General features: G+C 66.9%; 17 protein-coding genes. 4 read left to right on the top strand and 13 right to left on the bottom strand.

Annotation, left to right across the window (positions count from 1 at the left end):
• Positions 1-21: 21 nt before the first annotated feature.
• The 3 genes from PS060_RS03580 to PS060_RS03570 form a co-directional block, all read right to left on the bottom strand.
• Positions 22-942, bottom strand: coding sequence for a sensor domain-containing diguanylate cyclase (locus PS060_RS03580; protein ID WP_273985524.1), 921 nt, complete (start codon positions 940-942; stop codon positions 22-24).
• A gap of 277 nt (positions 943-1219) precedes the next feature.
• Positions 1220-1903 carry a helix-turn-helix domain-containing protein gene (locus tag PS060_RS03575; RefSeq protein WP_273985522.1) on the bottom strand — a complete coding sequence of 228 codons (684 nt, stop codon included), beginning with the start codon at positions 1901-1903 and terminating at the stop codon, positions 1220-1222.
• 165 nt (positions 1904-2068) lie between these two features.
• Complete coding sequence (locus PS060_RS03570) at positions 2069-3340, bottom strand: aspartate kinase (RefSeq protein WP_273985521.1); 1272 nt, start codon at positions 3338-3340, stop codon at positions 2069-2071.
• Between the two features lie 318 nt (positions 3341-3658).
• Here PS060_RS03570 and ubiG point away from each other — a divergent pair, with 318 nt between their 5' ends.
• Positions 3659-4396: a bifunctional 2-polyprenyl-6-hydroxyphenol methylase/3-demethylubiquinol 3-O-methyltransferase UbiG gene (gene ubiG, locus PS060_RS03565; RefSeq protein WP_273985519.1), complete on the top strand. Its 738-nt coding sequence runs from the start codon at positions 3659-3661 to the stop codon at positions 4394-4396.
• Here ubiG and PS060_RS03560 read toward each other — a convergent pair.
• The 6 genes from PS060_RS03560 to PS060_RS03535 form a co-directional block, all read right to left on the bottom strand.
• Positions 4393-5430, bottom strand: a complete 1038-nt coding sequence (locus PS060_RS03560) for a glycerophosphodiester phosphodiesterase family protein (RefSeq protein ID WP_443112401.1) — start codon at positions 5428-5430, stop codon at positions 4393-4395. The genes ubiG and PS060_RS03560 overlap by 4 nt on opposite strands.
• A complete protein-coding gene (locus PS060_RS03555; RefSeq protein WP_273985514.1) occupies positions 5423-6403 on the bottom strand; it encodes an AAA family ATPase in 981 nt (326 codons plus the stop codon). The genes PS060_RS03560 and PS060_RS03555 overlap by 8 nt, the downstream gene beginning before the upstream one ends.
• Positions 6400-6975, bottom strand: coding sequence for a nicotinamide riboside transporter PnuC (pnuC, locus tag PS060_RS03550; protein WP_273985513.1), 576 nt, complete (start codon positions 6973-6975; stop codon positions 6400-6402). The genes PS060_RS03555 and pnuC overlap by 4 nt, the downstream gene beginning before the upstream one ends.
• Before the next feature lie 16 nt (positions 6976-6991).
• Positions 6992-7339 (bottom strand): Spx/MgsR family RNA polymerase-binding regulatory protein, encoded by a 348-nt coding sequence (locus PS060_RS03545; protein WP_273985512.1) that lies wholly within the window; start codon positions 7337-7339, stop codon positions 6992-6994.
• 88 nt (positions 7340-7427) lie between these two features.
• Positions 7428-7910, bottom strand: coding sequence for a crossover junction endodeoxyribonuclease RuvC (gene ruvC, locus PS060_RS03540; protein ID WP_273985509.1), 483 nt, complete (start codon positions 7908-7910; stop codon positions 7428-7430).
• 97 nt (positions 7911-8007) lie between these two features.
• Positions 8008-8751, bottom strand: a complete 744-nt coding sequence (locus PS060_RS03535) for a YebC/PmpR family DNA-binding transcriptional regulator (protein WP_273985505.1) — start codon at positions 8749-8751, stop codon at positions 8008-8010.
• 179 nt (positions 8752-8930) lie between these two features.
• Between PS060_RS03535 and PS060_RS03530 the strand changes: the two genes are divergently transcribed.
• Positions 8931-9548 (top strand): CPBP family glutamic-type intramembrane protease, encoded by a 618-nt coding sequence (locus tag PS060_RS03530; RefSeq protein ID WP_273985502.1) that lies wholly within the window; start codon positions 8931-8933, stop codon positions 9546-9548.
• A 3-nt stretch (positions 9549-9551) separates the two neighbouring features.
• On the opposite strand, the gene PS060_RS03525 is transcribed toward PS060_RS03530, so the two are convergent.
• The 3 genes from PS060_RS03525 to PS060_RS03515 all read right to left on the bottom strand — a co-directional run bounded on the left by PS060_RS03525 (position 9552) and on the right by PS060_RS03515 (position 10604).
• Entirely contained in the window at positions 9552-9899 is a 348-nt protein-coding gene (locus PS060_RS03525; protein WP_273985501.1) for a heavy metal-binding domain-containing protein, read from the bottom strand.
• A 74-nt stretch (positions 9900-9973) separates the two neighbouring features.
• Positions 9974-10210, bottom strand: a complete 237-nt coding sequence (locus PS060_RS03520) for a DUF2312 domain-containing protein (RefSeq protein WP_086606733.1) — start codon at positions 10208-10210, stop codon at positions 9974-9976.
• 82 nt (positions 10211-10292) lie between these two features.
• Positions 10293-10604 (bottom strand): DUF1244 domain-containing protein, encoded by a 312-nt coding sequence (locus PS060_RS03515; RefSeq protein WP_273985499.1) that lies wholly within the window; start codon positions 10602-10604, stop codon positions 10293-10295.
• A 65-nt stretch (positions 10605-10669) separates the two neighbouring features.
• Here PS060_RS03515 and pyk point away from each other — a divergent pair, with 65 nt between their 5' ends.
• A complete protein-coding gene (gene pyk / locus PS060_RS03510) occupies positions 10670-12142 on the top strand; it encodes a pyruvate kinase (RefSeq protein WP_273985497.1) in 1473 nt (490 codons plus the stop codon).
• A gap of 4 nt (positions 12143-12146) precedes the next feature.
• Here the strand turns inward: pyk and PS060_RS03505 are convergent, their stop codons facing one another.
• Positions 12147-13802: a ShlB/FhaC/HecB family hemolysin secretion/activation protein gene (locus tag PS060_RS03505; protein ID WP_273985495.1), complete on the bottom strand. Its 1656-nt coding sequence runs from the start codon at positions 13800-13802 to the stop codon at positions 12147-12149.
• Positions 13803-13980: 178 nt separating this feature from the next.
• On the opposite strand from PS060_RS03505, the gene PS060_RS03500 reads away from it, so the two are divergent.
• Positions 13981-15423 carry a FecR domain-containing protein gene (locus PS060_RS03500; RefSeq protein WP_273985493.1) on the top strand — a complete coding sequence of 481 codons (1443 nt, stop codon included), beginning with the start codon at positions 13981-13983 and terminating at the stop codon, positions 15421-15423.
• Positions 15424-15443 lie beyond the last annotated feature (20 nt).

Raw genomic sequence — 15443 nt, 5'->3', positions numbered from 1 at the left:
GCCCCCGCGCGCCAAGTCCAGTTAGGCAGCGCGTCTGTGCCCCGCAGTTGCGACTTGCCGTCCGCCGCCAGCCCTTGCCAGCACCAGCCCCAGCTCGGCCTCGCGCAATGTCCAGTCGACCGTGCATTCGACACGCGCCAGCCCGGCGCTGGCGGTCAGCTGCGGCGCCTTGGCCGAGGTCGGGGCGGCAAGGCCGGCAAAGGTCGTGAGCACGTCCTCGGCCCATTCGCGGGCACAGCGCGCGGTCATCTCGGGCAGCAGCACGGCAAAGCGCTCGCCATCCAGCTGGGCCAGTTCGTGCCCCGGCGCTGTCAGGGACTGGGTCATCGTCTCGAGGAACTTGGCGAACCCCCACAGCACCTCATCCGCCGTGCGCTGGCCATAGCGCAGCAGCAGCGCGCGCATCGAATCCACCGCGAAGACCGCGACCATCTGCCCGCCGCCACGCGCGAGGTGACGCCTGAGGCTTGCGCAGAAGGCCTGCCGGTTGGCGAGGCCGGTGAGCGGATCGGTCACCGCGCGGCTGTGAAGCTCACCCTCCAGAGAGCGCAGGCGCTGCACCGAGCGCATCAGGCACAGCGCCCCGTCCGGGGTGCCGTTGGTATCGCACATCGGCCTGAGGCTGAGCGCATACCAGCGCTGGCACTGCGCCTCGCGGCAGGTATCACGCTCGGCACAGGCGACGACGGGAAATTCGATCCAGCCGATCTGCGTGCGCCCCGCCAGCACGGCGCTGACGTGTTCGCCAAGAAATCCGGCGTGATCGCGTTCGGCAAGGTCGGTGATATGCGGCAGAAGCAGCGCGCAACTGAGATCGAGACCCAGTTCGGCGATATTCGCGGATGCGTGGATCATGAAGCCGTGCCGGTCGAGCCGGATCACGATATCTCCCGAAGCTTCCTCCAGCAGACCATGCAGCACATGGCCTTCAACGTCATTCAAACCAATTTTCATACCGACAGTGCCCCAGCGGTCCAACGATAGATTCGCCAACTCGCCCTTAGTCAGATTTACTTGGTAACTAACGACCTTCGTATTTAAGAAAACTATCCCCTGTTTTCCCGAATAAGAATCATCTATTGTTTAGTTAAGTAAACTTACTAGACTAAAAAACGAATCACCTCCGGGTTTCGTTTACCATATTTTTCAATTGGGGCAGTCAATCCAATACGTATTGGCGCAGTAGGTAGGGGCTTCTAGGTGCGGGAACCCGCGCAGATCACAGTTCGACCATGATCCGCACCGCCTGCGGGTCGGTGCCATAGGCCTCGGCAATGCGCTGGCGGCAGTCGGCGATGATCGCGTCGATCGCGCGCGCGGGCGGGGCGCTGGGGGTGAGCGCATCGGGCGCAACACCAAGCGCCTGTGCAATCGCATCAATGCGTTCGGGCAGCGGACGGGCCTTGCCCTTTTCCCACGCCCACACGGTCGGCTTGCTGACCCCGAGCGCTGAGGCGACATCGGCAAGCGTCAGCCCCGCCTCGCGCCGCAAGCGATTGATCCGCGCGCCAAGGTTCTCGCCCGCGCCCGCGCCCGGTGTAGCCGGTGCAACGCTTGGCACGCCCGGAGCAAAGCCCTGCAACTGCGCCGCTGCCAGCGCCGCCGGACTGATAGCCCGTTCGAAAGCGCAGCCATAAAGCCGCTCGCTGCGCCACACGATCACGGCAGTGACGACCCCGGCCTCGGGCAGATCGAGCGCGAATTCCTCGCCTGTCCTGAGCGCGAGATCAGTTTCGAGCAGCAGGCCGGCGGCCGAGATGTTATGGATGGTGACATTGGCCTCAAGCCCGTCCGGGCCTGCGCCGGCGAGAAAGCCGCTGGTTTCCAGCCGCAAGGCCCGGCGGGGGGCTGCGCGCTGGCTGTCGCTGTTATCCAGCTGGTCGAGATGGGCCTTGATGGCCATGATGTGCGCCCTTTCGCTCACGAGGAGAGTGAGCGCACAGTCCGGCCCCAAAAGTTAAGACCGCCTCACCAGATATGGTTAAGAGCGGCCAAAGGGATTACTTTTCAGCTAACGCGCCATCCTGGCCCTGCGTAGGGCCGGGATGGCTTGCGCAAGGCGCGCCGATCAGTCCTTCGCGTCGAGCCCGTAAGCCGTGTGCAGCACGCGCACGGCGAGTTCGGTCTCGTCCTCGTCGATCATCACGCTGATCTTGATTTCGCTGGTCGAGATCGCCTGAATGTTGATGCCCCGGTCGGAGAGCGCGCGGAACATCGAGGAGGCGACCCCCGCGTGGCTCTTCATGCCGACGCCGACGACGCTGATCTTGGCGATCTTGCTGTCGGTGATGATGCGGTTGAAGCCGATCTCGCCGCGCCGATCCTCAAGCAGCGCCTGCGCGCGGGCGAGGTCGGACTGGGGCACGGTGAAGGTCACGTCGGTCTCGCCCTTGTCGCGCCCGACGTTCTGGATGATCATGTCGACATTGATCGAGGCCGCCGCGAGCGGCTCAAAGATGTTCGCCACCGCGCCCGGACGGTCGGGCACGCGGGTGAGGATCACCTTCGCCTCGTTCTTGTCATGCGCAATGCCGGTCACAAGCTGGCGTTCCATCAGGCCCTTCTCCACCAATTCGTCCATTTCCTCGTCCGAGACGATCATCGTCCCGGGCAGATCATCGGCAGGCGGCGCGCCTTCGCCGATGAAGCTCGACAGCACCTGCACCCGCACCTTTTCCTTCATGGCAAGGCCGACCGAGCGGGTCTGGAGCACCTTGGCCCCGACGCTGGCGAGTTCGAGCATTTCTTCGTAGGTCACCGCCTTCTGCTTCTTCGCCTTGGCGACGATGCGCGGGTCGGTGGTGTAGACGCCGTCGACATCGGTATAGATGTCGCAGCGGTCCGCCTTGATCGCGGCTGCGACCGCGACCGCCGAGGTGTCGGAACCGCCGCGCCCCAGCGTGGTGACGCGATTGTCCTCGGAAAGCCCCTGGAAGCCCGGAATCACCGCGATTTCGCCCGCTTCCATGCTGGCGATCAGCGCGTCTGCATCGATCGATTCGACCCGGGCCTTGGCGTGGGCTTCGATGGTGTGGATCGGCAGCTGCCAGCCGAGCCAGCTGCGCGACTTGCAGCCCAGCGCCTGCAAGGTGAGCGCCAGCAAGCCGCTCGTCACCTGCTCGCCGCTGGCGACGACCACGTCGTACTCGGCCGGATCATAGAGTGGATTGGCTTCACGGCAGAAGTTCACAAGCCGGTCGGTCTCGCCCGCCATGGCGCTGACGACCACCGCCACCTGATCGCCCCGCGCCGCCTGCGCGCGCACGATATTGGCGACGCGGCGGATGCGCTCCGTCCCGGCCATCGAGGTGCCGCCGAATTTCATCACGATACGTGCCAAGGGGTAAGCTCCCGCTGGTGAGTGTTCGCGCGCGCTGTTAGAGCCTGCGTCGGACAGTTGGAAGCATAATCATCGCGTCAGGAAGTCCGCTGGACAGGAGTGGCGCGCAGCAGGGGCTGGTTGCCCCTGCAAGGGCCGCGACGCAGCCAGCGGGCTTCCTGACGCGACCCCGAAGGGGCGGGCCGCTTTTGGCCCATCGCCACGTCGCTCGTCGGTCACTATGCTTCGGCATGGCTCCCTCCTCGCTTCTCGCGCTGGGCCAAAATCGGCTCCGTGCTAATGCTTCCAACTGTCCGACGCAGGCTCTAGGGGGGGGTTATGGGAAACGCAAACGTCTCGAATGTAACTATCCGTCCTGAAGAGGCCGATTTCTTCGCAAAGCTTGCGCGGGACTGGTGGAACCCCAAGGGGCCGATGGCCTCGCTCCATCAGGTGAACCCGGTGCGGCTGGCCTTTGTGCGCGACGCCATTGACGCGCATTGGCCTGGCGCGGCGGGCACTGCCAAGCCGCTGGCAGGCAAGTCGGCGCTTGATATCGGATGCGGGGCGGGGCTGCTGTGCGAGCCACTGGCGCGGCTGGGCGCGGCGGTCACGGGCGTGGATGCGGCGGCGGAGAATATCGCTGCCGCGGCGGCTCATGCCGAAGCGATGGGCCTCGACATCCGCTACATGGCGGGCGAGGTGGCGGGGCTCGACATCGGCCAGTTCGACCTCGTCACCAGCGTCGAGGTGATCGAACACGTCGCGGACAAGCCCGCCTTCCTGCGCGATGTTGCGGCGCGGCTGGCACCTGACGGGCTGCTCCTGATGTCCACCCCCAACCGCACGGCGGCGAGCCGCGTGCTGCTGGTCGGCGCGGCGGAAGCGGTGGGCTATGTCCCCAAGGGCACGCACCACTGGCAGGACTTCGTCACCCCCGAGGAGCTGGAGGCGCTGCTGGCGGATGCCGGGCTGAGGGTGACGGCCAAGCGCGGGATTGCATGGCGCCCGGGCAAGGGGCTGCACCTGTCGGACGACATGGCGCTGAATTACATCCTGTCGGCGCGGCGCGCCTAGGGACAGGCGCGTCCTTTCAGCGCCCCGTCACTGAACACCCCCGCCACGCCCGCAGCCCTGAGCAACGCCGCCAGCTTCACATCGCCGCAGCCGCGCCCCTTGGGATCATCCCCCGTCCGCAGCATCGCAGGCAGAAATTCGTTCTCCGGCCGCACCGTCCAGGCGTGCACCGCCAGCCCGGCAGCTTTCGCATCGGCGACCAGCGATGTGGGGGAGCCGTCCGCGTTCAGCACCAGCAGAATATGCGCCCCCACAGCATCGGCATATTTTGCCACCTCGGCCAGCCCCGTGGGCGTCACCATCTCGGCATAGCGCATCGCAGGTTCATCCGCCGGGCCTTCGCCGGGGGCGACCAGCTGCACCAGCTTGAACCCCGGCCCGCGCTGCTTCAACCGCTGCAGCGGCGCGATCTCGAAGCTCTGGATGAACACCGGATCCTCCGGCGTGATCCCCAGCTGGCGGAACTCGCGCAGCAGCAGATCGACCATGTCGATGCCCTCGTTCTGGAGCATGAAGGTGGGGTGCTTGAGTTCGGGATAAAGACCGATCCGCCGCCCCGTCTCGGCCTCCTTGGCGCGCACCAGTTTCACCACATCGGCGAAGGTCGGAATCTGATACAACCCATCGAACCGCGCATTGGCCGGGCGCAGGCTGGGGATGCGCTCCTTCGCGCGCAGCGTGCGCAGTTCGGCGAGGGTGAAGTCTTCAGCAAACCAGCCCGCGACCAGCCGGCCATCGATGGTCTTGTCGCGGCGGCGATCCTCGAACTCCTCGCGCGCGGCGACATCGGTGGTGGCCGACAGCTCGTTTTCGTGCCGCACGACCAGCACCAGATCCTTGGTCGCGACCAGATCGGGCTCGATGTAGTCCGCGCCCTGATCGATCGCGCGTTCATAGGCGGCAAGCGTGTGCTCCGGCCGCTCCGCGCTCGCGCCGCGATGGGCGATAATCAGCATTTCGCTCGCCTGCGCCTGCGCCTGTGCGGGGACGGCGGCGAGCAGCAGGGCGGCAAGGGCAAGGCGGGCGTCACGCATCAAGAGCTCCTATCGCGGCGCGCGCGGCGGCGAGCCGCTGCTGGCCTTCCCCGGCAATCCGCACGAACGGGACACCGGCATCGATCAGCACCTGCTCGACGATCATTGCGAACCTGTGACGATCGGCGGGATCGCTGAAGAAGCGGGTGCCATCGTCGACCCAGGGCAGATCGGGTTCGAGCAGGAGGTAGAGATCGGCGCGGGGCGCGGCCATGAGTTCGGGCGGACGCTGGCCCAGCAGCATTTCCGTCCAGGCGGCGGTCATCAGCGCATCGGTATCGGCAATCAGCAGCGGCCCGGCCCATTCGCTGGCGGCGGCGATCATCGCCTGCTGCGCAGCGCCGATCAGCAGCAGATCGCCAAGCGTCAGCGGTTCCTTGTGCGCCTCGCAATGGCTGCGACCATATTCGCCCACGGTCAACGCCCCGGTTTCCTGCGCGAGCCGAGCGGCCAGTGTGGTCTTGCCGGTGCTCTCCGCGCCGTGGAGGCAGATGGTGCGGCGGTAGTGCGCCTGCACGGGGGCGGGGAGGTAGGGCCAATGCGCCGCCGGATCGGCGCGCACCGCGCTGGCGGAAAGGCCTGCGACGGGATCATCGCCAAGGCCCAGCACCCGGCCCCCCAATGGCACGAACAGCCCGCCCACCGCCTGCGCCAGCTCTGCCCCGTAATCCTCGCCAGCGAACAGGTAGTCGATGGGTTCGGGATGCGCAGCGGTGACAATGCCGCGCCAGATCGGCCAGAAATCGGCGCTGTCTTGCGGTGCCTGCGGCACCACTTCGCCATGGCCGACGAAGCGGGCATCCGGGCACAGATCGCGCATCCATTGGAGCCGCGTCTCTCCGGGGATGGGATCGCCGGGCAGCCAGCACACCAGCACCGTCAGCTCGTCCACCAGCGCCCGCGCCGCGCGGATCAGCGAGAGGTGCCCGGCGTGCGGGGGCATGAACTTGCCGAGCAGGAACCCGCGCTTCATGCTGCGATGGCCTCACCGGCTCGCGCGGCTTTCGCCCATTCCCTGAGGCCCGCCACCGCCATCACCAGGAACACCACGTAAAGCCCGGCGGTGAGATAGAGCTCGCGGTTCACATAGACCCCCACCGACAGGACATCGATGGCGATCCACAGGCCCCAGTTCTCGACCCGCCGCAGCGCCAGCAGCACCTGCGCGACGACGCTTGCCCCGGCGATGGTGGCATCGGCAAAGGGCAGCGCGGCATCGGTGTAACGCGCCATCGCCCAGCCGATGGAGAGGCTCGACCCGGCCACCAGCGTGATCGCGACCATGCGCGCGCGCCACCCCATCCACTCGACCGCCACCATCTGCGCCAGCCCCCCGGCGCGCGCCCACAGCCACCAGCCCCAGCCCTGCACAACGAAGAAGAACACCTGCAAGCCTGCCTCGCCATAGAGCCGCGCCTCGGCGAATATGACGAAATAGAGCGCCACCATCGCGAGCCCGAAGGGGTAGTTCCAGATCGAGCGGCGCACCAGCAGGCCGACATTGGCCAGCCCGAGCACGACGGCGATGATCTCCAGCGGGTTCATGGGTCGTGGGCGCGGATCAGCCGAGTGCGGCGGCCCATTCGTCCGCCTTGAACCCGACCAGCAGGCCGCCAGCGTGCTCGACAATCGGCCGTTTGATGACCGAGGGGTTGGCGGCGAGCAGGGCAGGGGCGGAGGCGGCATCGGCGGCGCGGGCCTTGTCGTCGTCCGACAGCGCGCGGAAGGTCGTGCCCTTGCGGTTCACCACGAGGTCGAGCCCAGCCGCCGCAATCCAGCCTGCGATCTTTTCCGGGTCGGCCCCTTCCTTCTTGTAGTCGTGGAAGGTGTAGGCCTTGCCCTGACCGTCCAGCCACGCGCGGGCTTTCTTCACCGTGTCGCAATTGGGGATGCCGTAAAGGTGGATCACGCAACAATCTCCGTTCGCCCTGAGCTTGTCGAAGGGCTGCTTTTGACTTGAGGGCTTCGCTAGAAGAAAGAGCGGCCCTTCGACAAGCTCAGGGCGAACGGGTCAAGGGCGAAAGATGCGCATCGGCAATCGCCACCGCCAGTGCATCCGCCGCGTCGCTCCCGGCAATCGCCACGCCGGGCAGCAGCACCTTGACCATCGCGGCGACCTGCGTCTTTTCCGCCGCGCCGGTGCCGGTGACCGCCTTCTTGACGAGGCGCGCGGCGTGTTCGTTGACGCTGAGGCCCGCCGCCCCGCACGCCGCCAGCACCGCGCCGCGGGCCTGCGCCAGCTTGAGCGTGGACTGGGGATTCTTGTTGACGAAAATCTCTTCTGCCGCCGCGCGGGCAGGGCGGTGCGCGGCGATCACCGCCGCCAGCCCGCTTTGAAGCGCCGCCAGTCGCTCAGGCATGGGTGCGGCCGCATCGGTCTTGATCTGGCCGTTGGCGATGTGGCTGATCCGCGCGCCCTCAGCCCGGATCACGCCCCAGCCGGTCGAGGACAGCGAGGGATCGAGGCCGAGGATCAGCAAGGCCCCCCCTCCCGCCTGCGGGAGGGGGCCGGGGGGTGGGAAAGAGGTTGGCGCAGGCCCACCCCCAGCCCCTCCCGCAAGCGGGAGGGGAGCAGGGTCAACCCAGCTTCTCCATCACCTCGTCCGAGATTTCGTAATTGCCCCACACGGTCTGGACGTCGTCATCGTCTTCGAGCGTGTCGATCAGCTTCATCAGGGTGGCGGCAGTGGCTTCATCGGCTTCCACCGTCAGCACCGGCTTCCATGCGAGCTTCACGTTATCTGCGGGGCCGAGCACCTTCTCAAGCTCGCCTGCCACGCCGTGCAGGTCTTCGGCGGCGGTCCAGATGGTGTGGCCGTCTTCGGACGATTCGACATCATCCGCGCCAGCCTCGATGGCGGCTTCGAGCACCTTTTCCTCGTCGCCCACGTCGGCCTTGTATTCGATCAGCCCGCGCCGTTCGAAGCCGTGGCTGACCGAGCCCTCGCTGCCGAGGTTGCCGCCGTTCTTGCTGAAGGCAGTGCGCACGTTGGTGGCGGTGCGGTTGCGGTTGTCGGTCAGCGCCTCGACGATCAGCGCCACGCCGCCCGGACCGTAGCCTTCATAGCGCATCTCGATATAGTCCTCGCCGCCCGCCTGCGCGGCCTTGTCGATCGCGCGCTGGATATTGTCCTTGGGCATCGACTGCGCCTTGGCGGCGTTGACCGCGAGGCGCAGGCGCGGGTTCATGTCGGGATCGGGCATCCCCATCTTGGCCGCCACGGTGATCTCGCGCGAAAGCTTGGAGAACATCGCGGCGCGTTTCTTGTCCTGCGCGCCCTTGCGGTGCATGATGTTCTTGAATTTGGAATGGCCTGCCATTGGACGATGTCACCGGAAATGTTGAAGCTGTGAGCGCGGCCCTTACTCCGTCAGCGCGGCGGGATGCAAGGGTGGGCGTGGGCGTTCTGACCCTGCGCGAGCGGCTGGCGGATGTGGCGCGGTTTATCATGCGGCCCAGCTTTGTGGCGCGACCGATGGCTTGGCGGCCCGGGTTCGTCATGACCTGGGCGGTCCTGACCGTGCTGACTCTGCTGGCGGTGCTGCTGGCGAGGGTGTTGATCGAGGCAATCCTCGGGCCTGCCGGGGTTCTGCCCGAATCCACCCTCACCGCCCGACCTGACCTGCGCCAGGTGGCGCTGGTAGTGATCGTCGCCCCGCTCCTGGAGGAGACTCTGTCGCGCGGCTGGCTGAGCGGACGGCGGGCGGCACTGCGCTTTGCCCTGTATGGCGCGGCGGCCCTTGGGCTGCTGCTTGCGGCTTTGATTGCACCGCAGGGCTTGCGCAAAATCGTTGCGCTGGCGGGGGCGGTCACGGTGTTGGTCGGGTTGATCCAGTGGAGCATCACCCGCCACCGTCAACGCAACCGCGTCGTGCCCGGCTGGTTCATCCGCAACTTCCGCTGGCTTGCGTGGGGCTCGTCACTGGCCTTTGCGTTGCTGCATCTAGGCAATTACGAAGCGCTGACACACCCGCTGGGCCTGCTGGTGGTCTCCCCGCTGATGCTGGGCGGGATGCTGCTGGCCTATACCCGCACTCGGTTGGGGTTGCGGGCGGCGATGGCGCACCATGCCGCCTACAACGCGGTGCTGGTCGGCCCGGCGTGGGCGTTCGGGTAAGGCCTAAACCCTGACCGCCGTCCCGCTGGCGCTCACCATCAGCATCGATCCATTGGGCCCGATCACCTCGTAATCGAGATCGATGCTGACAACCGCATTGCCGCCGAGCGACGCGGCTTCGGCCTGCAATTCCTCGATCGCCTGCTTGCGCGCGTCGGCGAGGATGCGCTCATAGCTGCCCGAACGCCCGCCGACGATGTCGCGGATATTGGCGAACAGATCGCGGAACAGGTTGGCGCCGACGATCACCTCGCCCGTGACGATGCCGAGGTAGTCCTGGATTGGCCGCCCTTCGAGCGTGGGCGTGGTGCTGACGATGATGCCGCGCGAATCTTTCCAGGGGGATGCCATTGCTGTGTTTCCTCTCAATGCTGTCTTATTGCGATAACACAGCGCTGCGAAAGTTCAATGACATCCCGCGAGGCTTACGCCATCCCAAGCGCGTTCTTGTAGGTTTCCAGCAGCATATCCTGCTCGCTGCGGTCGTCGGGCTTCATCTTCCTGAGGCGCACGATCTGGCGCATGATCTTGGGATCATAGCCGACCGCCTTGGCCTCCATGTAGACATCGCGGATGTCGTCGGCGATGCCCTTCTTTTCCTCTTCGAGGCGTTCGATGCGCTCGATCAGCAGGCGCAGGCGGTCGTCGGTGGCGTCAGCCATGGGGGGGTCTCCATCGGAATTTGAGAATCGGTTGGCAGGGGCGATAGCCAGAGCCTGCCGCCGATTGAACCGCCCGCGAAAATTATTCCTGTGCGTTCTTCGCTACGCTGGCCTGCATCCGGGCGAGTTGCTCGTCGGTCGCGGGGGTCTGGCGGGTCGCCTTCCATTCGGCGCTCGGCATCCCGTGGATCACTTCGCGCGCCTCCTCCTTGTCGCCCGGATAGCCCGCCTCGCGGATCCAGTCGGCAAGGCAATTGCGGCAGAAGCCGGCGAGCCCCATCAGATCAATGTTCTGCGCATCGTGGCGATGCTGGAGGTGGCGCACCAGCCGGCGAAAGGCGGCGGCGGCCTGTGCGTCATCCAGCGCATCGAGCGGATCGGCATTGCTATTCATCGCGGCTTTTCCTTGAGTTGAAATGCGCCTGTGCCATAGGCCATCTTCAAGAGGGATAGCCAATAATGTCACGACGCGATCAGTCACGGATCGACCCGCGCGGCCGCAAGGTCAAGATTCTCGCCACCATCGGCCCGGCCAGCCGCTCGCCCGAGATGCTGGAACGGCTGGTGCGGGCCGGCGCAGACGCCTTCCGCCTCAACATGAGCCACGGCGTTCATGCCGATCACGAGCCGGTGGTCGCCGCCATCCGCGCGCTGGAAAAGCAGTATGCGCGGCCCATCGCGATCCTCGCCGACCTGCAAGGGCCGAAGCTGCGCGTCGGCACCTTCAGGGATGGGCAGGCGGTGATCCGCCATTCGGGCCACTTCGTGCTCGACCGCGACGAGACGCCGGGCGATGAAAACCGCGTCTGCCTGCCGCATCCCGAACTGTTCGGCATCATGGAGCGCGGGCAGCGACTGCTGATCAACGACGGCAAGATCCGTCTGAAGGTGCTGGAAGCCGATGGCAGCCGCATCCTGTGCAGCGCCGAAGTCGGCGGGGTGATCTCCGACCGCAAGGGCGTCAACGTCCCCGATGCCGAAGTGCCGATCCCGGCCATGACCGAAAAAGACCGCCGCGACCTCGCCTTCGCCACCGAGCACGGGGCGGACTGGATTGCGCTCTCTTTCGTGCAACGCCCCGAGGACATCGCCGAAGCGCGCAAGCTGATCGGCCACCACGGCACCGCGATCTGCGCCAAGATCGAGAAGCCCAAGGCGGTCGACCGGCTTGAATCGATCATCGAACTGGCCGATGGCATCATGGTCGCGCGCGGCGACTTGGGCGTGGAGCTGGAACCCTATGAGGTGCCGCCGCTCCAGAAGAAGATCGTCAGCATGGCGCGCCGCGCGGGCAAGCCGGTGATCGTGGCGACGCAGATGCTCGAAAGCATGATCGAAAGCCCCTCGCCGACCCGCGCCGAAGTCTCGGACGTGGCGAATGCGGTCTATGACGGGGCGGACGCGGTGATGCTCTCGGCCGAAAGCGCGGCGGGCGCGTGGCCGGAAGAATCGGTCGCGATGATGGACCGGATCGCGGTGCAGGTGGAAAATGACGAGGATTACAAGGCGCGTGTGCGCTTCCTCGATACGCCGCCCGATGCGACCACCTCCGACGCGCTGGCCCATGCCTGCATGACCATTGCCGATACCGTGCCGATCAGCGCGATCACGGTGTTCACCACCTCAGGCTCGACCGCAAGGCGCGTGGCGCGCGAGCGGCCCGCGACCCCGATGCTGGTGCTCACCCCCTCGCCCCGCACCGCGCGCCGGGTGGCGCTGCTGTGGGGCGCGCACGCGGTGGCGACCAAGGATATCGGCAGCTTCGAAGAGATGATCGGCAAGGGCAAGCGCATGGCGCTGCGCCACGGTTTCGCCAGCGGCGGGGCCAAGCTGATCGTGCTGGCAGGCGTGCCGTTCGGGACGCCGGGGGCGACCAACCTGCTCCATGTCGTCAGCGTCACCGGCGACGAACTCGACAAGCACAAGAGCTGACGCGTCAGAACGACTGGCTGACCCTGAGGTTCAGGCGCGGCGAGTTGTCGCCCGTGTCATAGCGGTCTTCGGTGAGCGGCACGGCGACTTCGAAATCGAGGTCGAGATCGCGGGTGATGTCGGTGCGCAGGCCTGCGCCGCTCGACGCCAGCGTGCCGCCGCCCAGTCCGCCCTCGAGGTTCGAGACCGTCCCGCCATCGGCAAAGGCGTAAAGCTGCACCTGCCTGACCGCACCCAGCGCGCGCGGCCAGTCATAGCGCAGTTCGATCAATCCGGCCGCGCCCTCGTCGCCCACGCGCTGGGCAAAGTCATAGCCGCGCAGGAAGCTGTTGCCGCCCAGCGTGAAGCTTTCGCCGATCAGCAGCGGGGCGGTCGAGAGCTGGCCGACGCTTGCCAGCTGAAGGCTGACCCGCGGGGCGATCCCGCGCCGCCAGTTGAGCCACCAGCTCAGCGTCGTGAAATCGGGCGCGGCATCGAGGCGCGAGGCGAGCGGGTCGCCGGTGTCGGTCGCGGCGAGGATCGGCAGCCCCTGGCTCACTGTCGCGCGGCCCTGAAGGTTGCCGCCCGCCAGCCGCCCGAAGCCATAGAACCCCAGCCGGGCGAGCGCGATCCGGTCATGCCGGGCAAGCGTGCCGAAGCGGTCCTGCCGCAAGTCCTGCACCTCGCCGCTCGCTTCGAGCCACAGGCTGCGCTGGGGTGCGCGCATCAGCGGGTGGCGCAGCTTGAGACCGCCCTGCCACGCCTCGCCCAGCAGTTCGCGGTTGGCGAGGTAAGCCCCTGGCTCGGTGCGTGAAAAGGAACCGAAAGCGCCCAGGCTGGTGCCGGCATCGTTCACGATCACGCTGTACCGCGCGCTGAAGAAGGCCAGCTCCTCCGGATCGAGCGGGGTCAGCGAGATGCTGAGATCGACCCGGTCGCGCGGCGAGATCAGGCCGTTGGCGTCGAAGTCGATACGGGCGCGCACCGGGCCCAATGGCTTGGTGCCGTCGGTCGCCAGCTGCACCGCGCCGCTCGCGTCACTGCGTCCGGCATCGACCACCAGAATGCGGCGCTGGCCCTCGCGCTCGAAGCGGGTGGAGCGGATCCACACGCCGGGCAGGTCGTCGGCCAGCAGCACCGCGCGCTGCAAGGCGGCGAGCGTCAGCGGGCGGTCGTTGACGAGCCGTTCCAGCTGGCGACGGATCGCAGGATCATCCGAGCCTTCGACCCGCACCGCATCGATCGCGCCTTCATCGACCCGCACCCGCAGCATCCCGCCGGTGAGGGTCTGTTCGGGGATCCATGCGGTGGCAAGGACGTAGCCTTCGGCACGCGCCCGCGCCGCGATCGCATCGGTCAGGCGCGCCAGCTCGGCGCGGGCCAGCGGGCGACCGGCAAAAGGCTCGATGGTCGCTGCAAAATCGGCGCGGTTCATTGCCGTCAGCCCGTCGATCACGATGGCGCCGACATCGAGCGGCGTATCGGCCCCGGTGGCGGCGAGCGGGGTATCGAGCACCGGCAGCACCTCGATCCGAACGGGCTCGGCGGGAGACGGCGGCAGCGTGTCGCGGGCAAGATCGGCGCCGGGATTGGTGCGGTCGAGCACATCCTGTGCGGCCAGCGGAGTGGTGGCCAGCAGCAGGATCGTTGCACCGCAGTGATTAACCGCACCCCGAATCAAGGCATCATCCCGTTTGCAGATGTAGCCTGTATCCTAGTCCCGAAAGGTTAATGATTGCCGCGCGTAAAGCGTCGTTAACTATCTGCATAAACGGGATGTGCGCCTCTTTGACTGTATCGGGCAGGGTCGGAGAGTTTGTATGCGTATCTTGTCTCGTCTTTTATTGCCGCTGCTTGTGATGCTGTTCAGCCCGACCGTGGCGCTGGCTGCCAATGGCGGCTGGACAGTCAGCGAGGTCAAAGGCAGCGTCACGCTCATCGACGCGCGCGGCACGCGGGCGGCGACGGTCGGCGCGGCCTTGCCCGCCGGCACCGCCATCCGCACGGGCGAGCGCGCCTCGGCGGTGCTGGTGCGCGGGCGCGAATTCGTGACCATGCGCCAGAACGCCCAGCTCAGGATCGTCCCGACCGAAAGGTCGCGCGGGGTGATCCAGATCCTGCAGGACTTCGGCAGCGCGCTGTTCAACATCGACAAGCAGGACAAGCCGCATTTCGGGGTCGAGACGCCCTATCTTGCGGCGGTGGTGAAGGGGACGACCTTTGTCATCACCGTCACCGACGAAGGCGCGAGCCTGCAGGTGACCGAAGGCGCGGTCGAGGCGGCGACCAATGACGGCGGGGTGCGCGAGTTGATCCGCCCCGGCACCGTGGCGATGATCGCGGCGGCCGATCCGCTGCGCATGGTGGTCGAAGGCGAGGGGCGGCGCGTGCTCGATTCCCCCGCGCGCGCCGCGAGCGGCGCGGCTCCGGCGGCGGTGCAACCGGCTGCGGCGACCTCCAACCGCAGCGGCCCGGTACGGATTGAGGCGCCCATCGTCAGCGCCCCGCGCGATCTGGGCGAAGTCTCGAATGGGTTCGCCTCGGGCGAGGTCGCAGTGCTCGCCGCGAATGTTGCGGCCGATAACACCGCGCGCGGCAGGGATGCCCCGGTGAACGACAATCGCGGCCGTGTTTCCGATGGCGAGGTCTGCGCGGGCGGCTCGTGCAGCAACGGGAACGGTAACGGGAACGGTAATGGCAGCGGCGGTGACGGCTCCAATGGTAACGGCGGCGGTGGCGACGGCTCCAATGGGAACGGCAACGGCAACGGCAACGGGAACGGGAACGGCAACGGCGGCGGTGGCTCCAACGGCAACGGTGGTGGCGACGGCAGCAACGGTAATGGGAACGGCAACGGCAACGGTGGTGGAGGCGGTTCCAACGGTAACGGCGGCGGCGGCGACGGCAGCAATGGCAACGGCAACGGCAATGGAGGTGGCTCCAACGGCAACGGGAACGGCGGCGACGGCTCCAACGGCAACGGCAATGGGAACGGTGGCGGGAACGGGAACGGAAACGGCGGCGGCGACGGTTCCAACGGCAACGGCAACGGCAACGGCAACGGCAACGGCGATGACAATGGCAACGGCAACGGCGGCGACGATGGCAACGATGGTAACGGCGACGACGACGGCGATGACGGAAACGGCAACGGCAACGGCAACGGCAACGGCAACGGCAACGGGAACGGGAACGGGAACGGGAACGGAAACGGGAACGGCGGCGGGCCTCGCAACCTCATCGGTGGTGCCCCGCCGCTCGACATTCGCCTGAGCAGCCCTACCGCCAACGTGCGGCCCTGAGCCGATAGCTGTTGACCGCG

The sequence above is a fragment of the Erythrobacter sp. BLCC-B19 genome (assembly GCF_028621955.1).
Classification (GTDB): domain Bacteria; phylum Pseudomonadota; class Alphaproteobacteria; order Sphingomonadales; family Sphingomonadaceae; genus Erythrobacter.
The sequence above is the reverse complement of the archived record's forward strand: the minus strand, read 5'-3'. Positions and strand labels throughout refer to the sequence as shown.